Raw genomic sequence first — 23,564 nt, forward strand, 5'->3', positions numbered from 1 at the left:
AATATTTAATTCATCTCTACCTTTAAAAGGTATATTCCGTCAGGACGGATATCGATTTTCTTTTCTTTATATAGAGTACCAATGGCCTTTTTAAAAGCTTTCTTACTCATATTTAAAACTGTTTTAATATCCTGTGGATGGCTATGATCTGTTAGACCTAAGAAACCATTGTTCTTATCTAACTCGCGTAAGATAGAATCAGCACTATCCAAAATCCCTTCTATCCCAGGTTTAGTTCTAGTTACATCAATTTTACCATCTTCGCGTATAGATTTGATATAACCCAAGATACGATCTCCTGTTCTTAAATCTTCAAATACTTGATTTTGGTACATAAGTCCTTTATGCTTCTCATTGATAATAACATTGATACCTAATTCCGTTATATGAGAAACAACCAATTCTACTTGTTCAGACTCCTTAACTGTTATATTTTTATTGTCTAAAAACTGATTTAGCTTACTTGATCCAACCAAGCGATTGGATTTTTCATCTAAAGTCATGTAAACCAAATAGCGATTTCCTTCTTTCATTGGGCGAGCTTGTTCGCGAAATGGAACAAATAAGTCCTTTTCTAATCCCATATCCAAGAAAGCACCAAACTCATTGATATAATTTACCTTTAATAAAGCGAATTCATTCAAGTAAATATAAGGCTCCAATGTCGTAGCTACTGGTCTTTGCTCTTGGTCCAAATAAACAAATACTACTATTTGCTCACCTATTTCATAATTTTTAGGCACATATTTATTAGGAAGTAAAACATCGGTCTGGCCATCTGTTAAATACAATCCTACGCTAGTATGTCTAGCTATTGTTAAGGTATTATCGTCTCCTATCTTAATCATAGTGTATATAATTGAGGTATTTTGTTATTTTAAATCTAAATCAAAGGTTTGTCTTAAAAGATCCACAGAGGAATTTATCTCCAAGAATCTTTGGTACTTATCTTTGCTATCTAATACTCTTTTAGCTAACTTAATTTGCTCATTAACATTAATATGTATTTCAATATCATAGTTTTGTAGCTTCTTTCTAAGGTAATTAACTAATTCGTATTTATTTTCATCAAAACTTAGTTTTGATCCTTGATTAGGTAATTCTAAATTAATTATAGCACCATTTAGCTCTGGTCTTGTCATTCCCATTAAAGAAGACATCAACATCAAACCAGCATTCTGTAAACGATCGCTATAAGCATTCCACTCCTGCATTAAAGTCTCTAAAGTGAAATTCTCTCTAGGTAAATCCTGGGTGTTTAAAACGCGAGGCTCTAAAGAATCTTGTAACTCTCTCCTTTTTCTAATAGAAGACAAAGAAAGAGCACTAATTCCAGCAGATACAGGCTGATTTACTGGCGGTGTTGGCTCTTGTGCTTTAGGCTCCTGAGAATCAACAGGCTGGGTATTTTGCTGCAGCTGTGACTGTTGCTGATTTGTACTCTCAGGTGAACTAGCTACATTATTTACAGCATTTACCAGTGTTGGTTGTTGTACTTGCACTTGTTGTGGAGCTGTAGAATTACTTCTTGTAGCACCAATATTTTGTAAATGCTCTTTTAATTGTTGTGCGCCAATTATTGTATCATCTTTTTTTTTTCGCCCTCTAGGGCTAAAGATGCTAATTGCATCAAACAAAGTTCTACTAATAAACGTTGGTTTTGACTAGACTTATATTTTAAATCACAATCATTGGCAAGATCCATAGCTTGTATTAGAAAAGCAGTACTAGTTGACTGACTTTGTCTTATGTAAAGTTCTCTACCATGTTCTCCAACTTCTAATAAAGCTGCAGTTTGTGGAGTTTGCACTACCATTAGATTTCTAAAGTGTGCAGCTAATCCTCCAATAAAATGATGCCCATCAAATCCTTTAGCAAGAATATCATCCAATCCAGTGAGTACACTTGGAATATCACCTTTAAGTATATTATCCGTTAAGCCAATATAGTACTCAAAATCCAGTACATTTAAATTTTCGGCTACTGCTACCCTAGTTAGGTTTCTCCCACAATAGGAAACAACACGGTCAAAAATAGAAAGAGCATCTCTCATGGCTCCATCGGCTTTTTGTGCGATAATACGCAATGCCTCTGGTTCAAAAGTAATTTGCTGACTATTGGCAACAAGGGCCAAATGATTTGCTGCATCGTTGATAGTAATTCTCTTAAAATCAAAGATTTGACAACGCGACAATATGGTAGGTATAATCTTGTGTTTTTCTGTAGTAGCTAAAATAAAGATAGCGTGAGCAGGCGGTTCCTCTAAAGTCTTTAAAAAGGCATTAAAAGCAGCCGAGGACAACATATGTACCTCATCAATAATATATACTTTATACTTTCCTGTCTGAGGTGGTATACGAACTTGGTCTATTAGATTTCTAATATCATCCACTGAGTTATTAGAAGCAGCATCTAATTCAAAAACATTAAATGCAAAATCCTCCGTTGGATCGTCGTACCCAGGTTGATTTATCTTTCTAGCCAATATACGAGCACAAGTAGTCTTACCTACACCTCTGGGACCTGTAAATAGCAAGGCCTGCGCTAAATGATTGGTTTCAATAGCATTAACTAAAGTATTTGTAATAGCCTGTTGGCCTACAACATCTTGAAAAGTTTGAGGTCTGTACTTACGAGCAGATACGATAAATTGTTCCATAGAATAAATATTAGTACAAAGTTAGTGTAATTTTTCAAAGGCAAAAATTATTCCCTTAACTCTGTTGGAAAAAAGATAGTTTCATCCACTTTTTTCTGCCAAAATTCCAAAAGCTTAGTATATTCAATACTTGGTACCGCATTGGAATATTCTAATTGATAACTAAAGAAAAGAAATTGCAATTGTGTTTCAATAAAAAAGTCCTCCATATCTTCATAAGGACGATATTGGCTTTTTAAATTTAAACTAAAAGTTTTAGCTGTTGTATTAGACCAAAATGCAGTCCACCCGCTTTTAAACTCTTTAATCAAAGAAAAAGCAGTTTGCCCAGTTTGTCGATCAATTAATTTCAACAAAATCTTGCCATCATTTCTAGATAATCGCTTAAGCTTTTCTTTAAATTGTCCCTCTAGGTATTTTTGACTTCTTTTAATATATCTTCTCTTCTCTGCGTTATTATCAATCTTGGCTAAATTCTCGTTTAATACAAGTAGATTATCCGCTGTAGCTCTAGCATAAGGATAAACCCTACGAAGTCTATTGCGAAGAATTATCATATCTTTCTTGTAATTTTCTTGGGCTAAGTCAATAACTATCTCTTCGATGGTATAACCTTGTATACTATCGACACTTGGACTTTGCGATGAATTCCTATCTTTGACAATAATAGAAGTACTCTCCTTTGACTGAGCGGAGCAAATCCCATAAGACAGGCCTATAAAAAACAGAGAAAAAAAGAATTTCATACATTTAAATATAGCCAAAATTACTTATATTAAATGAGTTTTAGACAAAGGATTTAGTAAATTAGCACAAAATTATATTATGGAAACAAAAACTATCTTAGATCCATCGGCAATGGATTTTCTAGAAAAATACTTAAATAATACCTCAGCTACAGGTCACGAAGTTCAAGGACAGAAAATCTGGATGGAGTATTTAAAGCCTTATGTAGACACTTTTATCACCGATACCTACGGTACAGCTGTTGGAGTAATTAACCCAGAGGCTGACTATAAAGTAGTTATAGAAGGACATGCTGATGAGATTTCTTGGTATGTGAACTACATTACAGAAGAAGGTTTTATTCATGTTATTCGAAATGGAGGAAGTGATCATATGATTGCACCTTCTAAAAGAGTAAATATACATACCAAAAAAGGTATTGTTCAAGGTGTTTTTGGCTGGCCTGCTATTCACATCCGCAATAGAGCTGGTAAAGAAGAATCTCCAAAGATAGAAACAAACTTTATCGATGTTGGTTGTCAAAATAAACAAGAAGTAACAGATTTAGGTATTCACCCTGGGTGTGTGATTACTTATCCGGATGAATTTACCATTTTAAATGGAAACAAATTTGTTTGTAGAGCTATAGACAATAGAATTGGAGGTTTTATGATTGCACAGGTTGCACGCTTATTAAAACAAAACAACATAAAATTACCTTTTGGACTTTATATCGTTAATGCAGTTCAGGAAGAAGTTGGTTTACGTGGTGCAGAAATGATCACCCAAACTATTAAACCAAATGTTGCCATTGTAACGGATGTTACCCATGATACCCATACTCCTATGGTAGAGAAAAACATCGAGGGAGATAATAAAATTGGTAGAGGACCAGTTATTGGGTATGCTCCTGCTATTCAAAATAACTTACGCGAGTTAATTGAGCAAACCGCCACCGATAACAACATTGACTTTCAACGCAATGCTATGAGTAGAGTCACAGGAACAGACACAGATGCTTTTGCTTATTCCAATGGTGGAGTTGCCTCAGCATTGATTTCTCTTCCATTAAGATATATGCATACCACAGTTGAGATGGTTCATAAAGACGATGTACAAAAGACAATAGAATTAATCTACCACACTTTATTGAACATCGAAAATAATCACGACTTTTCTTATTTCAAATAAAATTAAAGGCCAACTACGCTTTAGTTGGCCTTTTCTAAACCCTTAAGCTATCCTTGGTTTTCAAAGGAAATACTTCTATATTTTCTTAGAGTAAGTGGCTTTAAACTTAATAATAATTAGTAATTTTGAAATAAAACAAATCACAATAAAACAATGTCTTTTTATAATAGAAACAAAAATACAAACACGGCAGTTAAATTAAATAAGAACCTTGCTATTTCTAAATTGATTGAGCTAAGTGCAGATCAACCAGAATATAGAGCTGTATTTTACAAACGCCTTTTAAACGATAAGATATTTATCCTTGTAGACAGTAACTACTCCCCTGATGCACAATTCAATCAAGGTATAGATCCCAATATTCCTATTTTAACTTTTGACAATCAGGTTATCCCGATTTTTACCGAACAAGCTAGAATATATGACTCTGGAGCTATCACTAAAGAAGTAGAATATTTACAAGTAGATGCCAGAGCTTTTTTAGAACTATCAATAGGCTCACCTATTATTGTTAATCCTTTCTCTACTTTCTATAAAGAATTAGTACCAAATGAGGTAGCACAGATGTTAAATGGAAGTATTTTTACTCCTAATTCAGCTCCAATTATCAATGTAAAAATGAATGCTATCATTGGTAAGCCATCTATTGAGCCTAAAGAGCTATTAGAAGACTTAAGCGATACCTTTATGAGCAATCCTTTGGTAGAAGCAGCACATTTAGGTTGGACAACCTCAGAAGAACAATTAATAGAGCCACATTATATTATTGCTATTGAATCTAATGAAAATTCTGGTGAATTTAAACAGATTGCTAAAGAGGTTTCTGACATTGCACAAAAACATTTAAAAGGGGATCAAATAATTGATATTATCAAATTAGAATTTGGTGGAAACTTCAGTGATTATTTCTACAAGCATTCTACTGCTTTTTATCAAAAGCAATAATCTTGCATACAACAATTCTATAATAAGGTAGTATATTAGAATAATTCATAAAAAAAGGCGCTTCAAGTTGAAGCGCCTTTTTTTATGAATTATAAGAAAAATTCTTGTTCTAATTTTAATGGCTCGATATATTGATCGTTTTTGTATACTCTCATATTACCTGCTGATATTTCATCTATTAGAATAATTTCATTGGTAATGCTATCTCTACCAAACTCTAATTTAATATCGTATAATTCTAAAGATTTCTGAGCTAGCTCTTCTTTGATAATTAAACAGATTTTTTGAGTAAGCTCTTTTAAGATATCGTATTCTTTATTACTTAAGATTCCTAACATATCTAAAGCATCCTTAGAAATAGTTGGATCTTGTCTTTGATCATCTTTAATAGTTACCTCTACAAAGCTATCTAAAGGTTGTCCTAATTCTACATAAGCTCCGTAGCGTTTGTAAAAACTTCCTACTGCTTTATAACGACAAATAACCTCTAAACCTTTTCCAAAGGGATTAGCCTCGCGAACCACCATAGAAACATCTTCTAAGTCAGCACTTACATAATGAGTTGGAATTCCTTTACTAGCGATTAATTCAAAGAAATGTTTAGTCATTGTAAGACCACTTCTTCCCATACCATCAATAGTAAGACCTACTGTATTAGCTCCTGGATCAAAAACTCCGTTTTCCCCTGTTACATCATCCTTAAACTTAAGAAGAACTTGTCCTTTTGAATGCTCATATACATCCTTGGTTTTACCCTTGTATTTTAAAATCATATCTGTTGTGTTGTTATTAAAGCCCAAAAATACTACAATTACCTATAATTAATAAGAAAATCCAGTAATTTTATTTTATAAAAAACCCACTCCTATATTTCAACAAGAATGGGCTAATAAAAGAAACTCAAACATTAAATTAAGCGGATATTTCAAAACCACACTGTCTCAGCATTCTTTGCATAGAAGCGTTACTTGGTGGATTTGAAGATAAATCTTGAATTTTCAGATTAATTCGATTCCTATGAATACCATTAGCAACTAAATAATCATATATTCTTTGCCCTCTTCGTTGATTTAACCAGTGTTGGTATTCAAAATTCGGCGAATTTCTATCCACATACACCGTTAGATCTATATTGTGCTGGTTATTTTCCAATAAATGGTTAACAATTTGCATTAACTCAAAATCATGAGTAGAGTTAAAATAAGAGCTATTAAAATCAAAATAAATAAAATCTACTGCTGTGTTTGCTCTTTTATAAGACACATCATTATCCGTTTGTTTTGTAGCTGGCACTAGTTTAGTAGCTGGTATAACTTTTTCATTTGTGCTACTTCCATTATTCTTTGCAGAAGTATCTTGATAACTTTGGTTAGATTGCCTATCTCTTGCAACAGTATCATTAGATGTATCTTGGAAACTATGATAGCTCTTTTGACTAACAGTAGCGTTAGTAGTATAGTTACCTTGTGGAGTTTGAATAGTAGTGAAATTATCTTTTTCCTGTATAACAGCTTCCCTTTTGTTTTTAGTAGACGTAGGATAATCTACAGATGCATTGGCCCCTGAACTTGATGAATGACTAACCACCACATTAGGTGATGGACTTACAACTGCATTGGATGATATACTAGCTATAGTACTAGAGGATGAACTTGTCACAATATTAGATGATGGACTTACAACAGCATTAGATGATGGACTTACAACAGCATCAGAAGATGGGCTTACAACAGCATTAGATGATGGACTTACAACAGCATTAGTCTTGTATACTCCTTGAGGCATTGTTGCAGAAGTATTTGCTGCCTGTACAGCTGCTACATTATGAGGAAATTCATTTTGATGCTTTTGATTTAAAGCAGCAATTTCTTTAGCTGCTTGCTCTTGTTTTTGTTTTGATATTTCATTACTCTCAAAAGCCTTAGGAGCGATGTTTAACCCCTGAGCAGAGCTACTTACAGAATTAGAATAAGGAGAGTTCTCTCCACTTTGCACTAATCCAAAAATAACCAAAGTACCATTTGCACCTGAATTTACAATCACTTCCGCAGTGGTATACCCTTGAGCGCTACCAGCTACTTTATACACTTCTTGAGCATCTGGACCTTGATAATAATAATTTCCATTAAAGTCCGTAGAAACGCTTTGTAACTTCTTACCTGTACGAGAAAAAAGATCGATTTGAGCCTTGTTAAGGGGTTGGTTATTTTGTTTATCAAAGACTCTTCCTTCTATGCGTTGGGCAACAACTAGGTTACAAAACAATACTAGAACGGCTATCAACAACCAATGTGGTTTTTTCATAATTATTAATTTACACTGTAATTTTATAACTTGCAATAAGATGTAATTTATCATAAAAAAAACAAATACACAACAGATATTAACATTAGTTAGTAGATTATACTTTAAAAAACTAAGTATAAAAATAAAATACCCAAATAGTATACTAATATATTTTTCTATCAACTGTACTGTACAAGGCCAGTTGTTCTATTTTTCTACTAAATCCACATTGGCAACTTCCCACTGATTACTATCCATTTTTATCAGATATACGTATAGTTTATAATTGTGGTCCATTTTATTTGCAGCTAATACAAATCTGGCTTCATTAATTCCAGCAAAACCTTTAAGTAACTTAAAATCTTCAAGGTTACCAGCCTTTAAATAAAATTCTTTATCCTTAGCTAACTCTTGTAGAGCAAAATGGAAAGGTTCACTTTGTTTTAAAGCTTCCACATTTAAAATTCTTCCACAATACAACATCGAAGCTATAAGAATACTTAAGGCAATAAGCCCTGGTAAGGAACTTGAACTAGGAACTTCTTGAACTACTCTAGTTTGGGTTTTTATTCCACCAATCTTTGTTTTATTGGGATTAAAACTCCAAAACACAAGTTCTAAAGGCCATACCAAAGTACCTATATTTCGCAGGATCAAATATTTTTTAGTTACTTTACTAGAGGACTCGACATGTACTATACGTAAACCAGTAAGCGCCTTGCCAATACTTCTTCCCCAAAAAATATCTTTAAAAACCAAAAACACAAAAATCAAAAAAGTAGAAGCAAAAAATACTAGGATATTCTGTAAGAGAAATTGTACCATACCCTTATCTGCATAAGCGATGAAGCAATAAACCAACAAAAGATAAATACAAAAACAGATTAAAAAATCGATTGTAAAAGCCAGTAAGCGCTTCCAAGCATTAACAGTGGTAAAGGTATAACTTCTCATAATAAGCATTTTCGTTTTATAATAAAACAGTATAAATGATAAACAATTACTATTCTATAATATGTTTAAAACCAAATATATCCACTATAGTGTTAAAGTAATGTAATTACTCTAATAATATTATGCTAATAATAGAAAACTATAAAAAAAGGACATCATATAGCATTGATGTCCTTCCTAATGAAAAATAAACATGAACAAATTATTAAAAGCTAACAAATAATAGTTTTTTCTTAATCCTCATGGGATTTAGTTTGAGCATATCTTTGAAGTAATTTTTGAACAAAAGAAATTTTGTGCTGTCCAAAAAAACTAGTTCCTATTTGATCTATATCCTCCCACATCTCTAGGTGCTCCATACATAGAAGAATATTACATGCCAAATATAATTTAGTCATATCGGCAAATCTTGTTACATAATGAGGGCCAACACCAGCCATAGAGAAATGCTCTATCTCAAAAAGCTGCTTATTGTGTAAATATTGTTCTATTAGGGCAATATTTGTTTTACCACTCTGAGCAGGTAATTGCTTATTTAAAAAGCTTAAACTAGTTTTAAAACACTGTAAAGCCTTGTCGTATTGTTTTAAATAATAGTAGCAAATCCCTGTATTGAATAAATTCTCAATATCATTCCTTTGGGACTCACAAAGAATTAACGCTTCAAAGTAGCGCTTTTGTAAAAGAAGAAGTATAATAAAATCGGATTGGTCTTCTTCTAGATTAGCCACAGCATAGGCCTTATCCTGTATTTTCATAATAATAGCATTTTGTTCTTTTAGTAGTTAAGCCTCCTTTTTAACACAACAATAGTTAACCCAAAGAGAAGCATTGTTCTAATTTACAAAATAATCTGTTAATTTCAAAAATAAAACACAATTAAATACTACTATAAAAAGCAACCTTTTCTACAAAACAACTCTTTAATGCTAATAAAAACCTAGCCAATCACTAGGGAAAAGTCATAGTGAAAAACTAAAACCATTTTTTGTATTTAAAGTAATACAACATTCCTAGTAAAAGAATAAACATCCCAAGTAAGGTATAATAATAACCATTAGAGAATTCTAATTCAGGCATATTTTCAAAGTTCATTCCATAGATACCTGCAATAAAAGTCAAGGGAATAAACACTACAGATACAATGGTGAGAACCTTCATTATTTCGTTCATGCGATTACTCTGAGAAGCAAAATAATAATTGGTTGCACTATCGAGCTTATTTAAATTATACTCTATTTGATCTAGGACCTCACTACACTTATATTGCAAGCGATTAAAAAACACCCCACTCTCTTTACTTATTCCACATACTTCTTGTCTTTCTAAGGGATGAACTTGAAGATTGTGTAAAACTTCTCTAAAGGGAATACTGGCTCTTTTTATATCTTGTAACTCTTGGGTTAACTCCTCTACTTTTATAAGTACACTTTTATGGTAATTACTTTTAGCCTCTAATAAAACAAGTTCTACTTTGTCCTCCACTGAGTCAAGAGCTATTAAGTAACTATCCATTAAAACATCTAATAGGGCGTACAATAAAAAGCTAGCATCTTTTTTTCGTATCTGTCCTATTTTTTGTCTAATCCTCTCTCTGATAATATCGAAAAAACAATCTGGCCTTTCTTGAAAACACAGTAAAGTATTTTTCTTTAAAATAAAACTTATTTGTTCTACATTCAAACTTTGATCCTCGTTACTCATTGGAACGATTGCTTTTACAGAGAAAAACAACACCTCATCTACCTCCTCTACCCTTGTACGTCTAGAAAAATTTAATATTTCACTGATAATATAAGATTCCACTTGGAAATACTTTCCTATTTCCTCCAAGAGCTCTATATTGTGTAAACCATGTAAATCAAACCATTTAACCTGCTGTTGATCATTATGTTGTAAAGCATTCTTTATATCATTGAAATGAGTAGTGGTATATTCCTTATATTGTTGTTGATCGAATAAAAACAGCTGCATCGATATAGGGGTCTTGGGAAAAGCACCATTATACTCCAATTGATTTGGTTGAAGTTTCCTATTTTTCTTATATTTAATCCGTTTCACATTTGTAAATTTGTTTAAATATAAATTTTTTTTGTAAATTTTACTAATAACCCAGCACTACTACCAGCTAAATATGACTATACTAATTAAAAATATTAAAGAACTTCTTCAAGTTAGACCCGAAAATGTTGAAATTTTAAAGGGGAAACAAATGAATGAATTACCAATTTTACAAGATGCTTACCTGATTATAAAAGATGAAATCATCGAGGATTTTGGACCTATGCAAGAGCTAGATTCTACCTTAGAGTTTGATCAAATAATAGATGCAGATCAAAAAAGTGTATTACCTACTTGGGTAGATAGCCACACACATCTAGTTTACGCAGGTAATAGAGAATTAGAGTTTGTAGATCGAATAAATGGCCTTTCTTATGATGAGATCTTTCAACGAGGAGGAGGAATTTTAAATTCTGCCAAAAAACTACAGCAAACCAGCTTCGAGGACCTTTATGAGCAATCTGCTAAGCGTTTAGAGCAAATCATTTCTCAAGGAACAGGGGCTGTAGAAATTAAATCAGGTTATGGTTTAACCCTTGAGAGTGAATTAAAAATGCTTAGGGTAATAAAAAAATTAAAACAGAATTACTCAATTGAAATAAAGAGTACATTTTTAGGGGCACATGCTTTCCCTTTAGAATATAAAGATAATCAACAAGCTTATGTGGATCTTATTACTCAAGAGATGATTCCTGCTGTTGCAAAGGAAAATCTAGCAGATTTTGTGGATGCCTTTTTAGAAACAGGTTACTTCAATAATGAACAGACAAGCCAGATTATGCAACAAGCCAAAAAATATGGTTTGAAATCTAAAATCCATGTCAACCAATTTACTTCCATTGGAGGTATTAAGACGTGCGTGGAAAACGGCGCCTTATCGGTAGATCACTTAGAGGTATTGACCAAAGAGGATATAGAAATACTAAAAACAGGAAATACTATGCCTGTGGCACTTCCTACTTGCTCCTATTTTATTTCTATTCCTTATACACCTGCTAGAGAAATAATAGAAAATGGATTACCTCTGGCTATAGCATCGGATTATAATCCAGGTACAACTCCATCGGGTAATATGAATTTTGTAGTAGCAACTGCTTGTATTAAAATGAGAATGACTCCAGAACAAGCCATTAATGCTGCTACTATTAATGCTGCTTATGCTATGGATGTATCGAAAGATTATGGAAGTATTACAAAGGGCAAAAAAGCAAGCTTGATTATCACAAAACCTTTAAATTCCTTTTATGAATTACCTTATGCCTTTGCAAGCAATAATATTGATACAGTAATCTTAAAAGGTAAAATACAAAACTATAGTTAACGTTTTAAAACAACACAATGAGCGCACAAAGCAAACTTAAAGTCTTAACGCAAACAGATTTATTCCAATACACCAATTATAGAAATGGAGAAATTAAATTTGGTGAACGTGTTTTTGTTGCACAAAACAAAGATAACTGGCAGCAAGAATTCAAGGAAAATCCTTGTAAGTACATCATTGTTGGTATACCAGAGGACATTGGAATTAAAGCGAACTTTGGAAGAACAGGTAGTAAAGGGGCTTGGCAAAGCTTTCTAAAGACATTTTTAAACCTACAGCACAACCGCTTTTGTAAAGGAACATGGGTGGGAATATTAGGTTGTTTTGATTTTACTACTCTTTTAGAAAAAGCCCAAAACCTAGACCCAAATAACAAAGAACAGCGCAAAGAATTATTCACATTAGTACAGTTAATTGACAAAGAAGTATCTCATATTATAGCCAAGATTGTAGGTATGGGTAAAATTCCTATTATCATTGGAGGTGGCCACAATAATGCCTATGGCAATATAAAAGGTACCGCACTAGCCAAGGGAAAAGCAATTAATGTAATTAATTTTGATGCTCATACAGATTTTAGACCTTTAGAAGGACGTCATAGTGGAAATGGTTTTTCTTATGCCTTTGAAGAAGGTTTTTTAAAGAATTATTTTATTTGGGGATTACATGAGAATTACACCTCTAAGTCTATCTTTTCCCAGATCAAACAACACCAAGACAGAATAAAGTACAACACCTATGAGCAAATAGCTATTCGCAAAGAAAAAAACTTTTCAATTGAAATACTTGAGGCTCAAAACCATATCGATAGAGATTTCTACGGTTTAGAAATAGACATGGACTCCTTTCCTATGGTGGCAAGTAGCGCTATAACCCCGACAGGTTTTAGCATCGAACAAGCTAGAGAATTTATTCATCATTTTTCACAAAGCAAAAATGTAGCTTACCTCCACCTTTGTGAGGGAGCTCCAGATTTGGACGCACCCCAAAATCAACATTTAGTAGGTAAACTAATGGGATATTTGGTAACCGATTTTATTAAAGCAAATTATTAGACAAGAGTGAATATATTACTGATAGAAGATGATAAACGCATTAGTGAGTTTATATGTAAGGGCTTAATGGAAAACAATTTCCAAGTAGAATTAGCTCCTAATGGACAAATTGCCAGGGAGTTAATTTTAAAACAAGCCTGGGACATTATATTAATGGATATAATGCTTCCAGATATAGACGGTATTGAGCTAACAAAACTAATACGTTTTAAAAAAATATATACTCCAATACTTATTATAAGCGCCTTAAGTGACACAAGTGACAAAATAGTAGCTTTAGACAGTGGAGCGGATGATTACATCACAAAACCATTTCACTTTAATGAATTACTCTCACGTATTAACGCTTTAAGTAGAAGAACTAAGTTTAATTATTTAAATCAGGAAACGTTCTACCAATGTGGAAGTTTGAAAATAGATCATCAAAAACACCAAGCCTTTCAAGAGGAAGTATTATTGGACTTGTCTCCTACGGAATATAAATTGCTTTTATTTTTAATGGAAAACAAAAATAAAGTACTTACAAGAACCCAAATTTTACAAACCGTATGGTCTATCTCCTATGATACCAATACCAACGTAGTAGATGTGTATATCTCTTATCTAAGAAACAAACTATCTGCTGAGAATAAGAAACTAATCCATACTGTCAAAGGCACTGGATATATGCTAGAGGATTTATCATGAACCTAAGAAAACGATTAACCATTTACTCCACCACTATTTTTGGTGTAGTATTCTTTATATGCGCTTTGTTAATTTTAGTGGCTTTTTATAGATCCTCTACCAATATTATTTACAAAGAACTTAAAAATGATGCTTTACTAACAGCCTTTTATTATTTAGAAAAAGATGAACTTCCCTTGAAAGAACATTGGCTAATAAGTAAAGAATTTGAACAAAATATAAAGAGAAATAAAATCGTTATCTACAATAGCAAAGACGCTATTGCATATGGAAACACAGTGGCTGACCAAAATATTACCCCAAAAATCTTGGAGAGTATCCGTCAAAAAAAATCCTTGGATTTTAAGATTGAAAACAATTTTTACCAAGGAATTTTCTACCCAGATAACCAAGGAGACTTTGTAGTTATCACCACTGCAACTACCACTAATTTTAATGGCCAAATAAACAGCTTACTACTTATCTTATTGTTTGTCTTTCTAACAGGACTTTTAGCCATTTACTTTGTGAGTATATACATTAGCAATGTGGCGTATAGGCCTTTAAAGCAAATCGTTAAAAAAGTAAATCAAATTAGTTATACTAATTTAGATACTCCTATTGAGGTCCCTAATTCAAAAGATGAATTAGCAAGCTTGATCAGCTCTTATAATGGTCTACTGAATCGGGTAGCCCAAAGTATCAGTAATCAAAAGAACTTCATCAATTATGCCTCCCATGAGTTTAAATCTCCACTAACAGCCATTAGCGGGAATTTAGAGGTATTTGCCCAGCGTCCTAGATCACAACAGGAATACCAGCAAATGGCCAAAAATGTATTAGATAGTGTATATAAAATAGAAAATATTCTAAATAATCTTTTACTTCTTAGTTCCTTAGAAGTCCGAGAATATACCAAAACCCCAGTAAGGGTGGATGAAATACTTTGGAAGGTCCACCAGTCCATTGCTAGTAAAACAAAGGCTATAATTTTAGTGGAAATTTTAGTAGAAGACTTCAGCGACTTAAAACTAATGGCCAACGAAACCCTACTTGAGCTTGCTTTATTTAATTTAGTGGATAATGCTGTAAAATACGGTCAAGACAAGCCCGTAGAATTACGCCTTTTTAAACAAGAAGATCGACTTTGTTTGAAAATAACTGATAAAGGAAAAGGGATTCCAGAGGCTGAAATCCCTTTAATTACAAATATATTTTATCGTAGTGCTCAAAACAGTCACCTTCCAGGAAGTGGTATAGGACTCACCCTTACTTGTGCTATTTTACAGCTACATAATATCGATTTTTCTCTAGAATCTACTTTGGATAAGGGCACCGAGATTACATTACTTTTTTAAGACCAAATTGCTCTATATACATATCTAAAAGTACTATAGCACACATAGCCTCTACAATTGGAACTGCTCTTGGTAAAACACAAGCATCATGCCTTCCTTTACCTTGTACAATAACAGCATTACCTTTGGTATCAATACTATTTTGATCTTTCATCAAAGTAGCAGTTGGTTTAAAGGCAACATTAAAATAAATATCCATGCCATTGCTTATACCACCTACAATACCCCCTGCATTATTGCTCGAGGTTTTACCTCCAGGTAAAATTGGATCATTATGCTGACTTCCTTTTAGTTGAGTGGCTGCAAAACCAAGACCAAACTCTACTCCTTTTACAGCGTTAATACTAAGCATTGCTTTGGCTAGTTCGGCATCTAAGCGATCAAATACTGGTTCTCCTAAACCAATAGGAACATTCTGTACCACGCACATAATTGTACCACCTATAGAATCACCATCCTTCTTGATTACTTTAATTAACTCTTCCATTTCTTGAGCCTTTTGTGGACAAGCACAACGAACTGGATTATTTTCAATGGTAGAAAAATCCAATTCTTGGTATGGTTTTTCTACTTTTATATCTCCTACGCTATTTACCATAGCAGTAATATGAATATCTCTTAGAACTTGTTTGGCGATAGCCCCAGCGACAACACGAGAAGCGGTTTCCCTAGCTGAACTACGCCCTCCTCCTCTATGGTCTCTATGGCCATATTTTTGGTCATATACATAATCGGCATGGCTAGGACGATATATATCTTTGATATGATCGTAATCCTTACTCTTTGAGTTAGTATTTTCAATAATAAAACCAATAGGGGTACCTGTAGTTTTCCCTTCAAAGATTCCAGATAAAAATCGAACTTTATCTTCTTCCTTACGCTGGGTTACAATTTTACTTTGTCCTGGTTTTCTTCTATCCATTTCTTGTTGAATAGCCTCTAAATCCAAGACAACTCCACTAGGACAACCATCGATAATTCCACCAATAGCCTCTCCGTGAGATTCTCCAAATGTTGTAACTCTAAAGCGATTTCCAAATGTATTGCCTGCCATAAATGTTGTATTTACTACAAGTTTAGCAATTTTTTGAGACTTTAGATAGCATAAATAACAAATTAAAATTGCTAATTCCTTAACTAACTCATTATTAGAGGAAAAAAAACAATAATAAAAACACAACTTTACTCTAGCTCTTAATAAAAACCTAATATTTATATAAAAAAAGCCTATAGATCTTCACTTACACCACTACCCCACCCTATTAAATGAAACTTACATTAAACAAAAAAGGCTAGCAACCCTATTGTATATTTTGGATTACTAGCCTTTATTTAGGTTGTACAACCTACTATTGCTGGTCGTTTAAATCTTGGTTTATTTGTTTGTCAACAAATTGATCGGACTTTTGTTTTAACTGATCTACTTTTGTTTTTACTTGATCCTGTACAATATCACTTGTATCTTGTAATTGTTGCTTAGCTTGATCTGCTAATAAAGCCGCTCTATCTAATACCTCTTGGCTTGCGCTAGTAGCTTGATCTTTTAGTTGGCTAGCTACTTGCTGTCCTTGTGCAGCCGTCTCATGTAGAGTTTCCCCTAAATTCGATGCAGCTTCTTTTGTTTTCTCCCACAAATCAGATGCAGTATCTTTTGCTTTATCTGCTAAGTCAGATACAGCTTGTTGGGTTTGATCGATAGCTTGGTTTACTTTATTTGTTAAATCTTGGCTTGTTGATTTTTGATCGCTCATGGTAATATTTACTTTAGCTTGTTAATAGTATACACAAGTTACAACTATTTAAAACAAAAGCAAGAACATACTTACTCTATTATAAAAATAATTATTCTTTTTTCGATAAAATAACACAACACTCCCTTAAAATAATAGAACGATTGTATTTGTGAGTAATACAAATGCAAACAGCCACCCAATCTTAGATTTTCTAAAAAGGATGGCTGTTTGCATTTAGTCACTAAAATAGCTAGTAACTTATTTGTTATTTGGGTATAGATTCAATACCACAGAGGTATCTTGTCTAACTTTTTGTACTAATTCTGGGTGTTCATTTAGTTTCTTTCCAAAAGAAGGAATCATTTGAGTGAATTTTTCTTGCCACTGTTCAGAGGCAAATTCCGCTGGGAAACACTTCTTAAGTAATTTAATCATAATAGAAGTAGAAGTAGATGCTCCAGGGGATGCTCCTAATAGAGCTGCAATTGATCCGTCTTGAGAATTAACTACTTCTGTACCAAATTGCAATATACCCTTTCCAGTTTTTGGATCTTTTTTAATCACTTGAACTCTTTGTCCAGCTTGCTCTAGAGTCCAATCCTTAGCATCTGCATCAGGGAAGTAATCTTTTAAAGCATCTAAACGAGCAGCTTTACTTTGGAGTACCTGTCCAATTAAGTACTTAGTTAAATCTATATTGCGTAAACCAGCTCCAATCATAGGGCCAATATTATTAAGCTCTAAAGATTTAAATAAATCCATGTAAGATCCATATTTTAAAAACTTAGTAGAAAATCCTGCATATGGTCCAAACAATAAAGATTGTTTTCCATCGATAAAACGAGTATCTAAGTGAGGAACACTCATTGGAGGAGCTCCTACAGATGCTTGCCCATAGACTTTAGCCATATGTTTATTTACAATTTCTGGATTTCTACATACTAGCCATTGTCCACCTACTGGGAAGCCACCAAATCCTTTACTTTCCGGAATATCTGCTTTTTGTAAAAGCAAAATAGCTCCACCACCTGCACCTACAAAGACAAATTTTGCATCTACTTGTCTTTTTTGTCCAGTTTTACTACATGATGATACTACTGTCCATTTATCCTTATTGCGTTTAATATCCTTAACCTGTGTAGAGAAATGAATATTAAAATCCTCTTGAGTATTCAAATAAGAAAACATTTGAGTAGTTAACTCTCCAAAGTTTACATCTGTACCAAGTGGCATAAAAGTAGCAGCGTAAGGTTGGTTCTCCACTCTATTTTCCATTAAAAGCGGTGCCCACTCTTTAATCTTTCTACTGTCCTTTGTAAATTCCATACCATGGAATAAAGGATATTTTAAAAGTTCTTGGTAACGTTTGTCTAAAAAATCTACATTTTTATCCCCCCATACAAAACTCATATGAGGAACCGAGTGAATAAATGAACCTGGTTCTTTTAATGCTCCTTTTTCTACTAAATAAGCCCAAAACTGTCGAGAGACCTCAAATTGTTCTACAATATTAATTGCTTTACTAGCATCTATTCTCCCACTTGACTTTTGTGGTGTGTAGTTTAGCTCGCAAAAAGCAGAATGTCCTGTTCCTGCGTTATTCATAGCATCAGAACTCTCTATTGCAGCTTGTTCTAAACGCTCGATTACTTGTATTTTTAAATTTGGATTTAGTTCTTTTAGTAGTACACCTAGTGTGGCACTCATTATACCAGCACCTACTAAAACAACATCTGCCTCTGTTTTTTGTATGGTTGACATTTTATGTGGTTTATTTTTCTACAAAATTAGTTTATTCTTTGTTTGGTAATAGGTAATATTTTATTAAAAAACAGCAGATTAAGCAATTTATTTGTTCATATAATCCTGCAAAATAATAGTTGCAGCGATCTGATCAATTAAAGCTTTATTCTGTCTTTGTTTTTTCTTCAGCCCCCCATCGATCATCGTTTGGAAAGCCATTTTGGAGGTGAATCGCTCATCCATGCGTTCAATGGGCATACCTGGGAAAGTCTTGGTAAGTTTTTCAACAAAACTATTGATGAGTACACTAATAGTTGATGGCTCGTCATTAAGGCGTTTAGGATCCCCTATAATTATTTTCTCTACTTGCTCTTTGGCTAAATAGTCTTTTAAAAAAGCCATTAATTCCTCAGTGGCTACAGTAGTTAAGCCCGAAGCGATAATCTGCATTGGATCACTAACGGCAATCCCTGTTCTTTTTTGACCGTAATCAATAGCTAATAATCTAGACATCAATAGTTTTGTATTATATTTTTATTAGTAGGTAAAAGTTCCGTAAGTAGAAGAGATAGTTAATTTCTTAGTATCCGACTCCTCTACACGTCCTACAATTTGAGCCTTTACGTTGAAAGATTCAGAAATGGCAATAATATCTTGGGCTACCTCAGGTTTTACGTATAATTCCATACGGTGTCCACAGTTAAATACCTGGTACATTTCTCTCCAATCTGTATTACTTTGCTCTTGGATTAATTTAAATAATGGTGGGATTTCAAACATATTGTCTTTAATCACATGCACATTATCCACAAAGTGTAAAATCTTAGTTTGAGCTCCACCACTACAGTGAATCATACCGTGAATTTGCTCTGCTGTATATTTATCCAAAATTGCTTTAATAATTGGAGCATATGTTCTAGTTGGAGAAAGAACTAATTGTCCTGCGTCAATTGGTGAATCTTCTACTTTATCTGTTAGCTGTACTTTTCCAGAGTATACTAGTTCTTGCGGAACAGCACTGTCATAACTCTCTGGGTATTTTGTAGCTAAACTGTGATCAAATACATCATGTCTTGCAGAAGTAAGTCCATTACTTCCCATTCCACCATTGTATTTAGTCTCGTAAGAAGCTTGTCCAAAAGATTCTAATCCAACTATTACATCTCCAGGAGCAATATTAGCATTGTCAATTACATCGCTTCTTTTCATACGAGCAGTAACGGTAGAATCTACAATAATTGTTCTAACAATATCTCCTACATCGGCTGTTTCTCCTCCGGTAGAGTGAATAGTAACCCCGAATTTTTCCAATTCTTGGATTAATTCCTCTGTTCCATTAATAATGGCAGAGATAACCTCAGCTGGAACTAGATTCTTATTACGTCCAATAGTACTAGATAATAAGATATTATCAGTTGCACCTACACATAATAAGTCATCAATATTCATAATTAAGGCATCTTGAGCAATACCCTTCCAAACAGAAAGATCTCCTGTTTCTTTCCAGTACATATAAGCCAAAGAGGATTTAGTTCCTGCTCCATCGGCATGCATAATTAAACAGTACTCTGGGTCATTAGTTAAGTGATCAGGAATGATCTTACAAAATGCTTTAGGAAATAATCCTTTATCAATGTTTTTAATAGCGTTGTGAACGTCTTCTTTCTCCGCAGAAACCCCGCGAAGCGCGTATCTATTATTCGTATTCATAAAAAGTGTGTTGTTTGCGCAAATTTAATGCTAATGTTTGGCTTAAACAATGAATTTACCCAATAGATTTAGGATTAATTCTTTTATCATTTATTTAGTAATAAAAATAAAAAAATCTACTATTTACATAGTAGATTTTGGTTATTTATATTGTTTGTAGTACAGAAATTAAAACATCTATATCTTGTTTTGTGTTTTCGTGAGAAAAAGATAGTCTCAAGCTAGGTTTTTTCAAATCCTCTTCGCATAAGAATTGGCTTAAAACGTGAGATGGCTTCTGACTTCCACTCTGACAGGCGCTACCTCTAGACACTGCAATACCTTTCATATCTAATTGAAAAAGCATCATAGCTGCCTTTTCTTGAGAAAGTGGTAAAAGAACATTTACAATATTGTAAAACCCTTTATTATCTCCGTTGAATTTCACCTCTGGGTAAACTTCACTTAATTTCTCCTGACAGTATTTTTTTAAAGAAGAAATATGCTCTCTTTCTTTATCTAAAAGATCGTAAGCCATTTCTAATGCTTTTGCCATTCCAACTACTTGGTGTACTCCTTCCGTTCCTGCTCTTAAACCTTTTTCTTGTTCCCCTCCAAAAATTACTGGACGTAAAACGTTGTTTTTACGAATAAAAGCAAAACCAATTCCTTTTGGTCCGTGGAATTTATGAGCACTAGCCACGATAAAGTCAATTGGCAACTCCTCTAAATTGATTTCTGTTTTACCAACCGATTGCACGGTATCACAATGGAAAAGACAGCTATTGTCTTTACATAAATGTGCTACCTTGTGTAAATCTAATTCTGTTCCTACTTCATTGTTAACATGCATAAGACTGATTAAAGTCTTTTTATCTGTGTCACTTATTAATTGCTCTAAGTGATTGTAGTCAATTTGGCTATCCTCTAAAATATTCACAAATTCCACTTCAATTCCATAAGCCTTTTTTAATTGAGCTATAGTATTTAAAACTGCGTGATGCTCTAATTGACTTGTAATAATACGCTCTACTTTTAAATCTCGAACTGCACTGGTTAAAATCCAGTTATTTGCCTCTGTACCACATGAAGTGAAAATAATCTCGGAAGAGGATACATTAAATGCTTTAGCTATGGATTTTCTAGCATTTTCCATTAAAGCCTTAGCATGACGACCAATTGCATAAGTAGAAGAAGGATTTCCATAATCATTTCTCAAAACCTTTACCATTTCTTCTATAACCTCTGGTCTAACAGAAGTAGTTGCTGCATTGTCTAAATATATATGTTCCATTGTATTGTAAAATTTTATTTTTATTTTTTATAATTTTGGTTAGTTATAACTTTTTAGTTATGGGATTGCAAATGTAACAAATCTTAAAATTAATACAAGTTTTTTACCCTTACATAAATCATTTTCATTAATAATACTTAATTGATTTCATCGATACGTATATTTTGTGATTTTAAAACTCTTTTGGCTAAAAAACCAAAAAACAATAGATACACAAAGCACAACAAACTAATGACATAGGAGTTATGAATACCAATTATATCGGCTACCTTACCTTGTATAGGAGGGATAATTCCCCCACCTAAAATCATCATAATTAAAAAAGAAGAACCCTGAGCGGTATACTTGCCTAATCCCATAATGGCTATATTAAAGATAGCTGGCCATAAAATACTACATGCTAATCCACCTGCTAAAAAGGCATAAATAGCCAGAGTACCACTACTAAGTAAACCTACAATCATAGCCGCGCAGCCCATAAAACTAAATAAGATCATGGTTCTAGCGCTTTTATTATTGGCATAAAAACTAAAGGCAATTTGAATTACAATACAAATGCTATAATAGTATAGGCCCTGCATGTCATTACCGGCTAATTCATTGGCTAAAAGAATGACAAAATAAGCCACAAAAGGAACTAAAATCAAACAAAATATACGCCAGAAAGGTTTCAAATTAAAAATACTTACCGCACCGGCCCATCTTCCAATCATCAAACTTCCCCAGTACATAGAAATATAAGGTCCAATTTGAGAGGATTGTAATGCGCCAAATTCAGGTAACTTAAGTAATTCTCCTAGGTTACTTCCTATGGCAACTTCTACTCCAACATAACAAAAGATGGCAAACATCCCCAAGAGTAATTGAGGGTATTGCATAGCTCCCCATCCTTTAGTACTTTTCTGACTTCCTTTATACGCATAAAAAATACACCCAGCTATAACTAATAAGGCCAAAAACAAAAACATAATACGCTGGTTTTCTAAAGGAGCCTGTAGAACACTTAGACTATCTTGTAAAGCACTTAAAGTAGAGCTATCCACAGTGGTACTGCTTTGGATTAACTCATTTATTTGGTTTTCTAAAGCCATAGAGGCATAATGTTCCTTGGTTGTATAGGTATAAAACACATAAGAAAACACTCCTAATAGCAATAAACTCATCACTACAAGTAAGGTTAAGGCTTTTTTGGCTGGTTCCATCACTGCTTTACTAGTTCCTTTTGGAATACTTTTAGAAAAATAAAACAGCATGGCAGCAATTAAAAAAAGTGCTCCTATCCCCACATATAATAAGGACATACTATCCAAAGAAAGGTGTTTAATATCTTGATCACTTATGTTTTTAGTAGTTCCAAAAAGCCCATAAGCCATAAGTAAAGGACCTATTGTTCCACCTAAAGAATTTATTCCTCCAGCTAAACTTACCCTTGAAGTCCCTGTCTTAGGGTCTCCTAAGGAAATAGCTAAAGGGTTTGCAGCGATTTGTTGCAAGGAAAATCCTAGTGCTACGATAAAAAGACCTATTAAAAGTGCTAAATAGACACTCACACTCACTGCCCATACCATAGCTACTGCTCCAAGGACAGAGAATAACAGTCCATATACAATAGAGTTTTTATATCCCCATTTACTTACTAGGTCTACCTTAGTAATAGAGCTATATAAAAACATACCTAATGCTCCCGTATAATAAGCGGTATAAAAAGAAAAGTCAATCAGCTGGCTTTGAAACTGATCTAAAGAGAAATAATCTTTACAAAAGGGAATAAAAATACTATTACCCGCGGCGAAAAAGCCCCAAAAGAAAAAGACAACTACCAAAGTATAAAGCCCTGGGTAATTGGTTTTAATAGCTTGCTTATGCATATAAAAGAATTAACA

22 protein-coding genes are annotated in these 23,564 nt (G+C 33.4%); 6 read left to right on the forward strand and 16 right to left on the reverse strand.

The window, feature by feature from the left end; genetic code table 11:
• Positions 1-5: 5 nt before the first annotated feature.
• From ACYSNM_RS10340 to ACYSNM_RS10355, 4 genes are read right to left on the reverse strand one after another with little or no spacing between them, the layout of a single operon-like run.
• On the reverse strand, positions 6-848 hold the full coding sequence (locus ACYSNM_RS10340) for a CvfB family protein (protein ID WP_461756832.1): 843 nt from the start codon (positions 846-848) through the stop codon (positions 6-8).
• A 24-nt stretch (positions 849-872) separates the two neighbouring features.
• Positions 873-1,637, reverse strand: a complete 765-nt coding sequence (locus ACYSNM_RS10345) for a hypothetical protein (protein WP_461756833.1) — start codon at positions 1,635-1,637, stop codon at positions 873-875.
• A complete protein-coding gene (dnaX, locus tag ACYSNM_RS10350; protein WP_461756834.1) occupies positions 1,577-2,659 on the reverse strand; it encodes a DNA polymerase III subunit gamma/tau in 1,083 nt (360 codons plus the stop codon). The genes ACYSNM_RS10345 and dnaX overlap by 61 nt, the downstream gene beginning before the upstream one ends.
• Positions 2,660-2,706: 47 nt before the next feature.
• Positions 2,707-3,405 (reverse strand): DUF4294 domain-containing protein, encoded by a 699-nt coding sequence (locus tag ACYSNM_RS10355; RefSeq protein WP_461756835.1) that lies wholly within the window; start codon positions 3,403-3,405, stop codon positions 2,707-2,709.
• A 79-nt stretch (positions 3,406-3,484) separates the two neighbouring features.
• Here ACYSNM_RS10355 and ACYSNM_RS10360 point away from each other — a divergent pair, with 79 nt between their 5' ends.
• Both ACYSNM_RS10360 and ACYSNM_RS10365 read left to right on the forward strand, forming a co-directional pair.
• Positions 3,485-4,576, forward strand: coding sequence for a M42 family metallopeptidase (locus ACYSNM_RS10360; protein ID WP_461756836.1), 1,092 nt, complete (start codon positions 3,485-3,487; stop codon positions 4,574-4,576).
• Between the two features lie 153 nt (positions 4,577-4,729).
• Positions 4,730-5,521: an enhanced serine sensitivity protein SseB C-terminal domain-containing protein gene (locus tag ACYSNM_RS10365; protein WP_461756837.1), complete on the forward strand. Its 792-nt coding sequence runs from the start codon at positions 4,730-4,732 to the stop codon at positions 5,519-5,521.
• An 89-nt stretch (positions 5,522-5,610) separates the two neighbouring features.
• Here the strand turns inward: ACYSNM_RS10365 and ACYSNM_RS10370 are convergent, their stop codons facing one another.
• From ACYSNM_RS10370 to corA, 5 genes are all read right to left on the reverse strand, one after another.
• Complete coding sequence (locus tag ACYSNM_RS10370; protein WP_461756838.1) at positions 5,611-6,294, reverse strand: phosphoribosylaminoimidazolesuccinocarboxamide synthase; 684 nt, start codon at positions 6,292-6,294, stop codon at positions 5,611-5,613.
• Between the two features lie 139 nt (positions 6,295-6,433).
• Positions 6,434-7,825, reverse strand: coding sequence for a carboxypeptidase regulatory-like domain-containing protein (locus ACYSNM_RS10375; protein WP_461756839.1), 1,392 nt, complete (start codon positions 7,823-7,825; stop codon positions 6,434-6,436).
• Positions 7,826-8,014: 189 nt separating this feature from the next.
• Entirely contained in the window at positions 8,015-8,761 is a 747-nt protein-coding gene (locus ACYSNM_RS10380; protein ID WP_461756840.1) for an RDD family protein, read from the reverse strand.
• Positions 8,762-8,994: 233 nt separating this feature from the next.
• On the reverse strand, positions 8,995-9,519 hold the full coding sequence (locus ACYSNM_RS10385) for a tetratricopeptide repeat protein (RefSeq protein WP_461756841.1): 525 nt from the start codon (positions 9,517-9,519) through the stop codon (positions 8,995-8,997).
• A gap of 217 nt (positions 9,520-9,736) precedes the next feature.
• Complete coding sequence (gene corA, locus ACYSNM_RS10390) at positions 9,737-10,822, reverse strand: magnesium/cobalt transporter CorA (RefSeq protein WP_461756842.1); 1,086 nt, start codon at positions 10,820-10,822, stop codon at positions 9,737-9,739.
• 73 nt (positions 10,823-10,895) lie between these two features.
• Between corA and hutI the strand changes: the two genes are divergently transcribed.
• From hutI to ACYSNM_RS10410, 4 genes are read left to right on the forward strand one after another with little or no spacing between them, the layout of a single operon-like run.
• Positions 10,896-12,143: an imidazolonepropionase gene (gene hutI, locus ACYSNM_RS10395; RefSeq protein WP_461756843.1), complete on the forward strand. Its 1,248-nt coding sequence runs from the start codon at positions 10,896-10,898 to the stop codon at positions 12,141-12,143.
• Between the two features lie 17 nt (positions 12,144-12,160).
• Entirely contained in the window at positions 12,161-13,198 is a 1,038-nt protein-coding gene (locus ACYSNM_RS10400; RefSeq protein ID WP_461756844.1) for a formimidoylglutamase, read from the forward strand.
• A gap of 6 nt (positions 13,199-13,204) precedes the next feature.
• Positions 13,205-13,885, forward strand: a complete 681-nt coding sequence (locus ACYSNM_RS10405; RefSeq protein WP_461756845.1) for a response regulator transcription factor — start codon at positions 13,205-13,207, stop codon at positions 13,883-13,885.
• On the forward strand, positions 13,882-15,222 hold the full coding sequence (locus ACYSNM_RS10410) for a HAMP domain-containing sensor histidine kinase (protein ID WP_461756846.1): 1,341 nt from the start codon (positions 13,882-13,884) through the stop codon (positions 15,220-15,222). Before ACYSNM_RS10405 ends, ACYSNM_RS10410 begins: the two co-directional genes overlap by 4 nt.
• Here ACYSNM_RS10410 and aroC read toward each other — a convergent pair.
• The 7 genes from aroC to ACYSNM_RS10445 all read right to left on the reverse strand — a co-directional run bounded on the left by aroC (position 15,206) and on the right by ACYSNM_RS10445 (position 23,549).
• Positions 15,206-16,276 (reverse strand): chorismate synthase, encoded by a 1,071-nt coding sequence (gene aroC, locus ACYSNM_RS10415; protein WP_461756847.1) that lies wholly within the window; start codon positions 16,274-16,276, stop codon positions 15,206-15,208. The two genes, ACYSNM_RS10410 and aroC, sit on opposite strands and share 17 nt — an antisense overlap.
• Before the next feature lie 295 nt (positions 16,277-16,571).
• Complete coding sequence (locus tag ACYSNM_RS10420) at positions 16,572-16,973, reverse strand: hypothetical protein (protein ID WP_461756848.1); 402 nt, start codon at positions 16,971-16,973, stop codon at positions 16,572-16,574.
• A 240-nt stretch (positions 16,974-17,213) separates the two neighbouring features.
• Positions 17,214-18,716: a malate dehydrogenase (quinone) gene (mqo, locus tag ACYSNM_RS10425; RefSeq protein WP_461756849.1), complete on the reverse strand. Its 1,503-nt coding sequence runs from the start codon at positions 18,714-18,716 to the stop codon at positions 17,214-17,216.
• Positions 18,717-18,803: 87 nt separating this feature from the next.
• Entirely contained in the window at positions 18,804-19,211 is a 408-nt protein-coding gene (ruvX, locus tag ACYSNM_RS10430; RefSeq protein WP_461753930.1) for a Holliday junction resolvase RuvX, read from the reverse strand.
• Between the two features lie 24 nt (positions 19,212-19,235).
• A complete protein-coding gene (locus tag ACYSNM_RS10435) occupies positions 19,236-20,408 on the reverse strand; it encodes an AIR synthase related protein (RefSeq protein ID WP_461756850.1) in 1,173 nt (390 codons plus the stop codon).
• 145 nt (positions 20,409-20,553) lie between these two features.
• Entirely contained in the window at positions 20,554-21,681 is a 1,128-nt protein-coding gene (locus tag ACYSNM_RS10440; protein WP_461756851.1) for a cysteine desulfurase family protein, read from the reverse strand.
• A 137-nt stretch (positions 21,682-21,818) separates the two neighbouring features.
• Entirely contained in the window at positions 21,819-23,549 is a 1,731-nt protein-coding gene (locus ACYSNM_RS10445; RefSeq protein ID WP_461756852.1) for an MFS transporter, read from the reverse strand.
• Positions 23,550-23,564: the final 15 nt, after the last annotated feature.

The sequence above is a fragment of the Myroides sp. LJL116 genome (genome assembly GCF_054871685.1).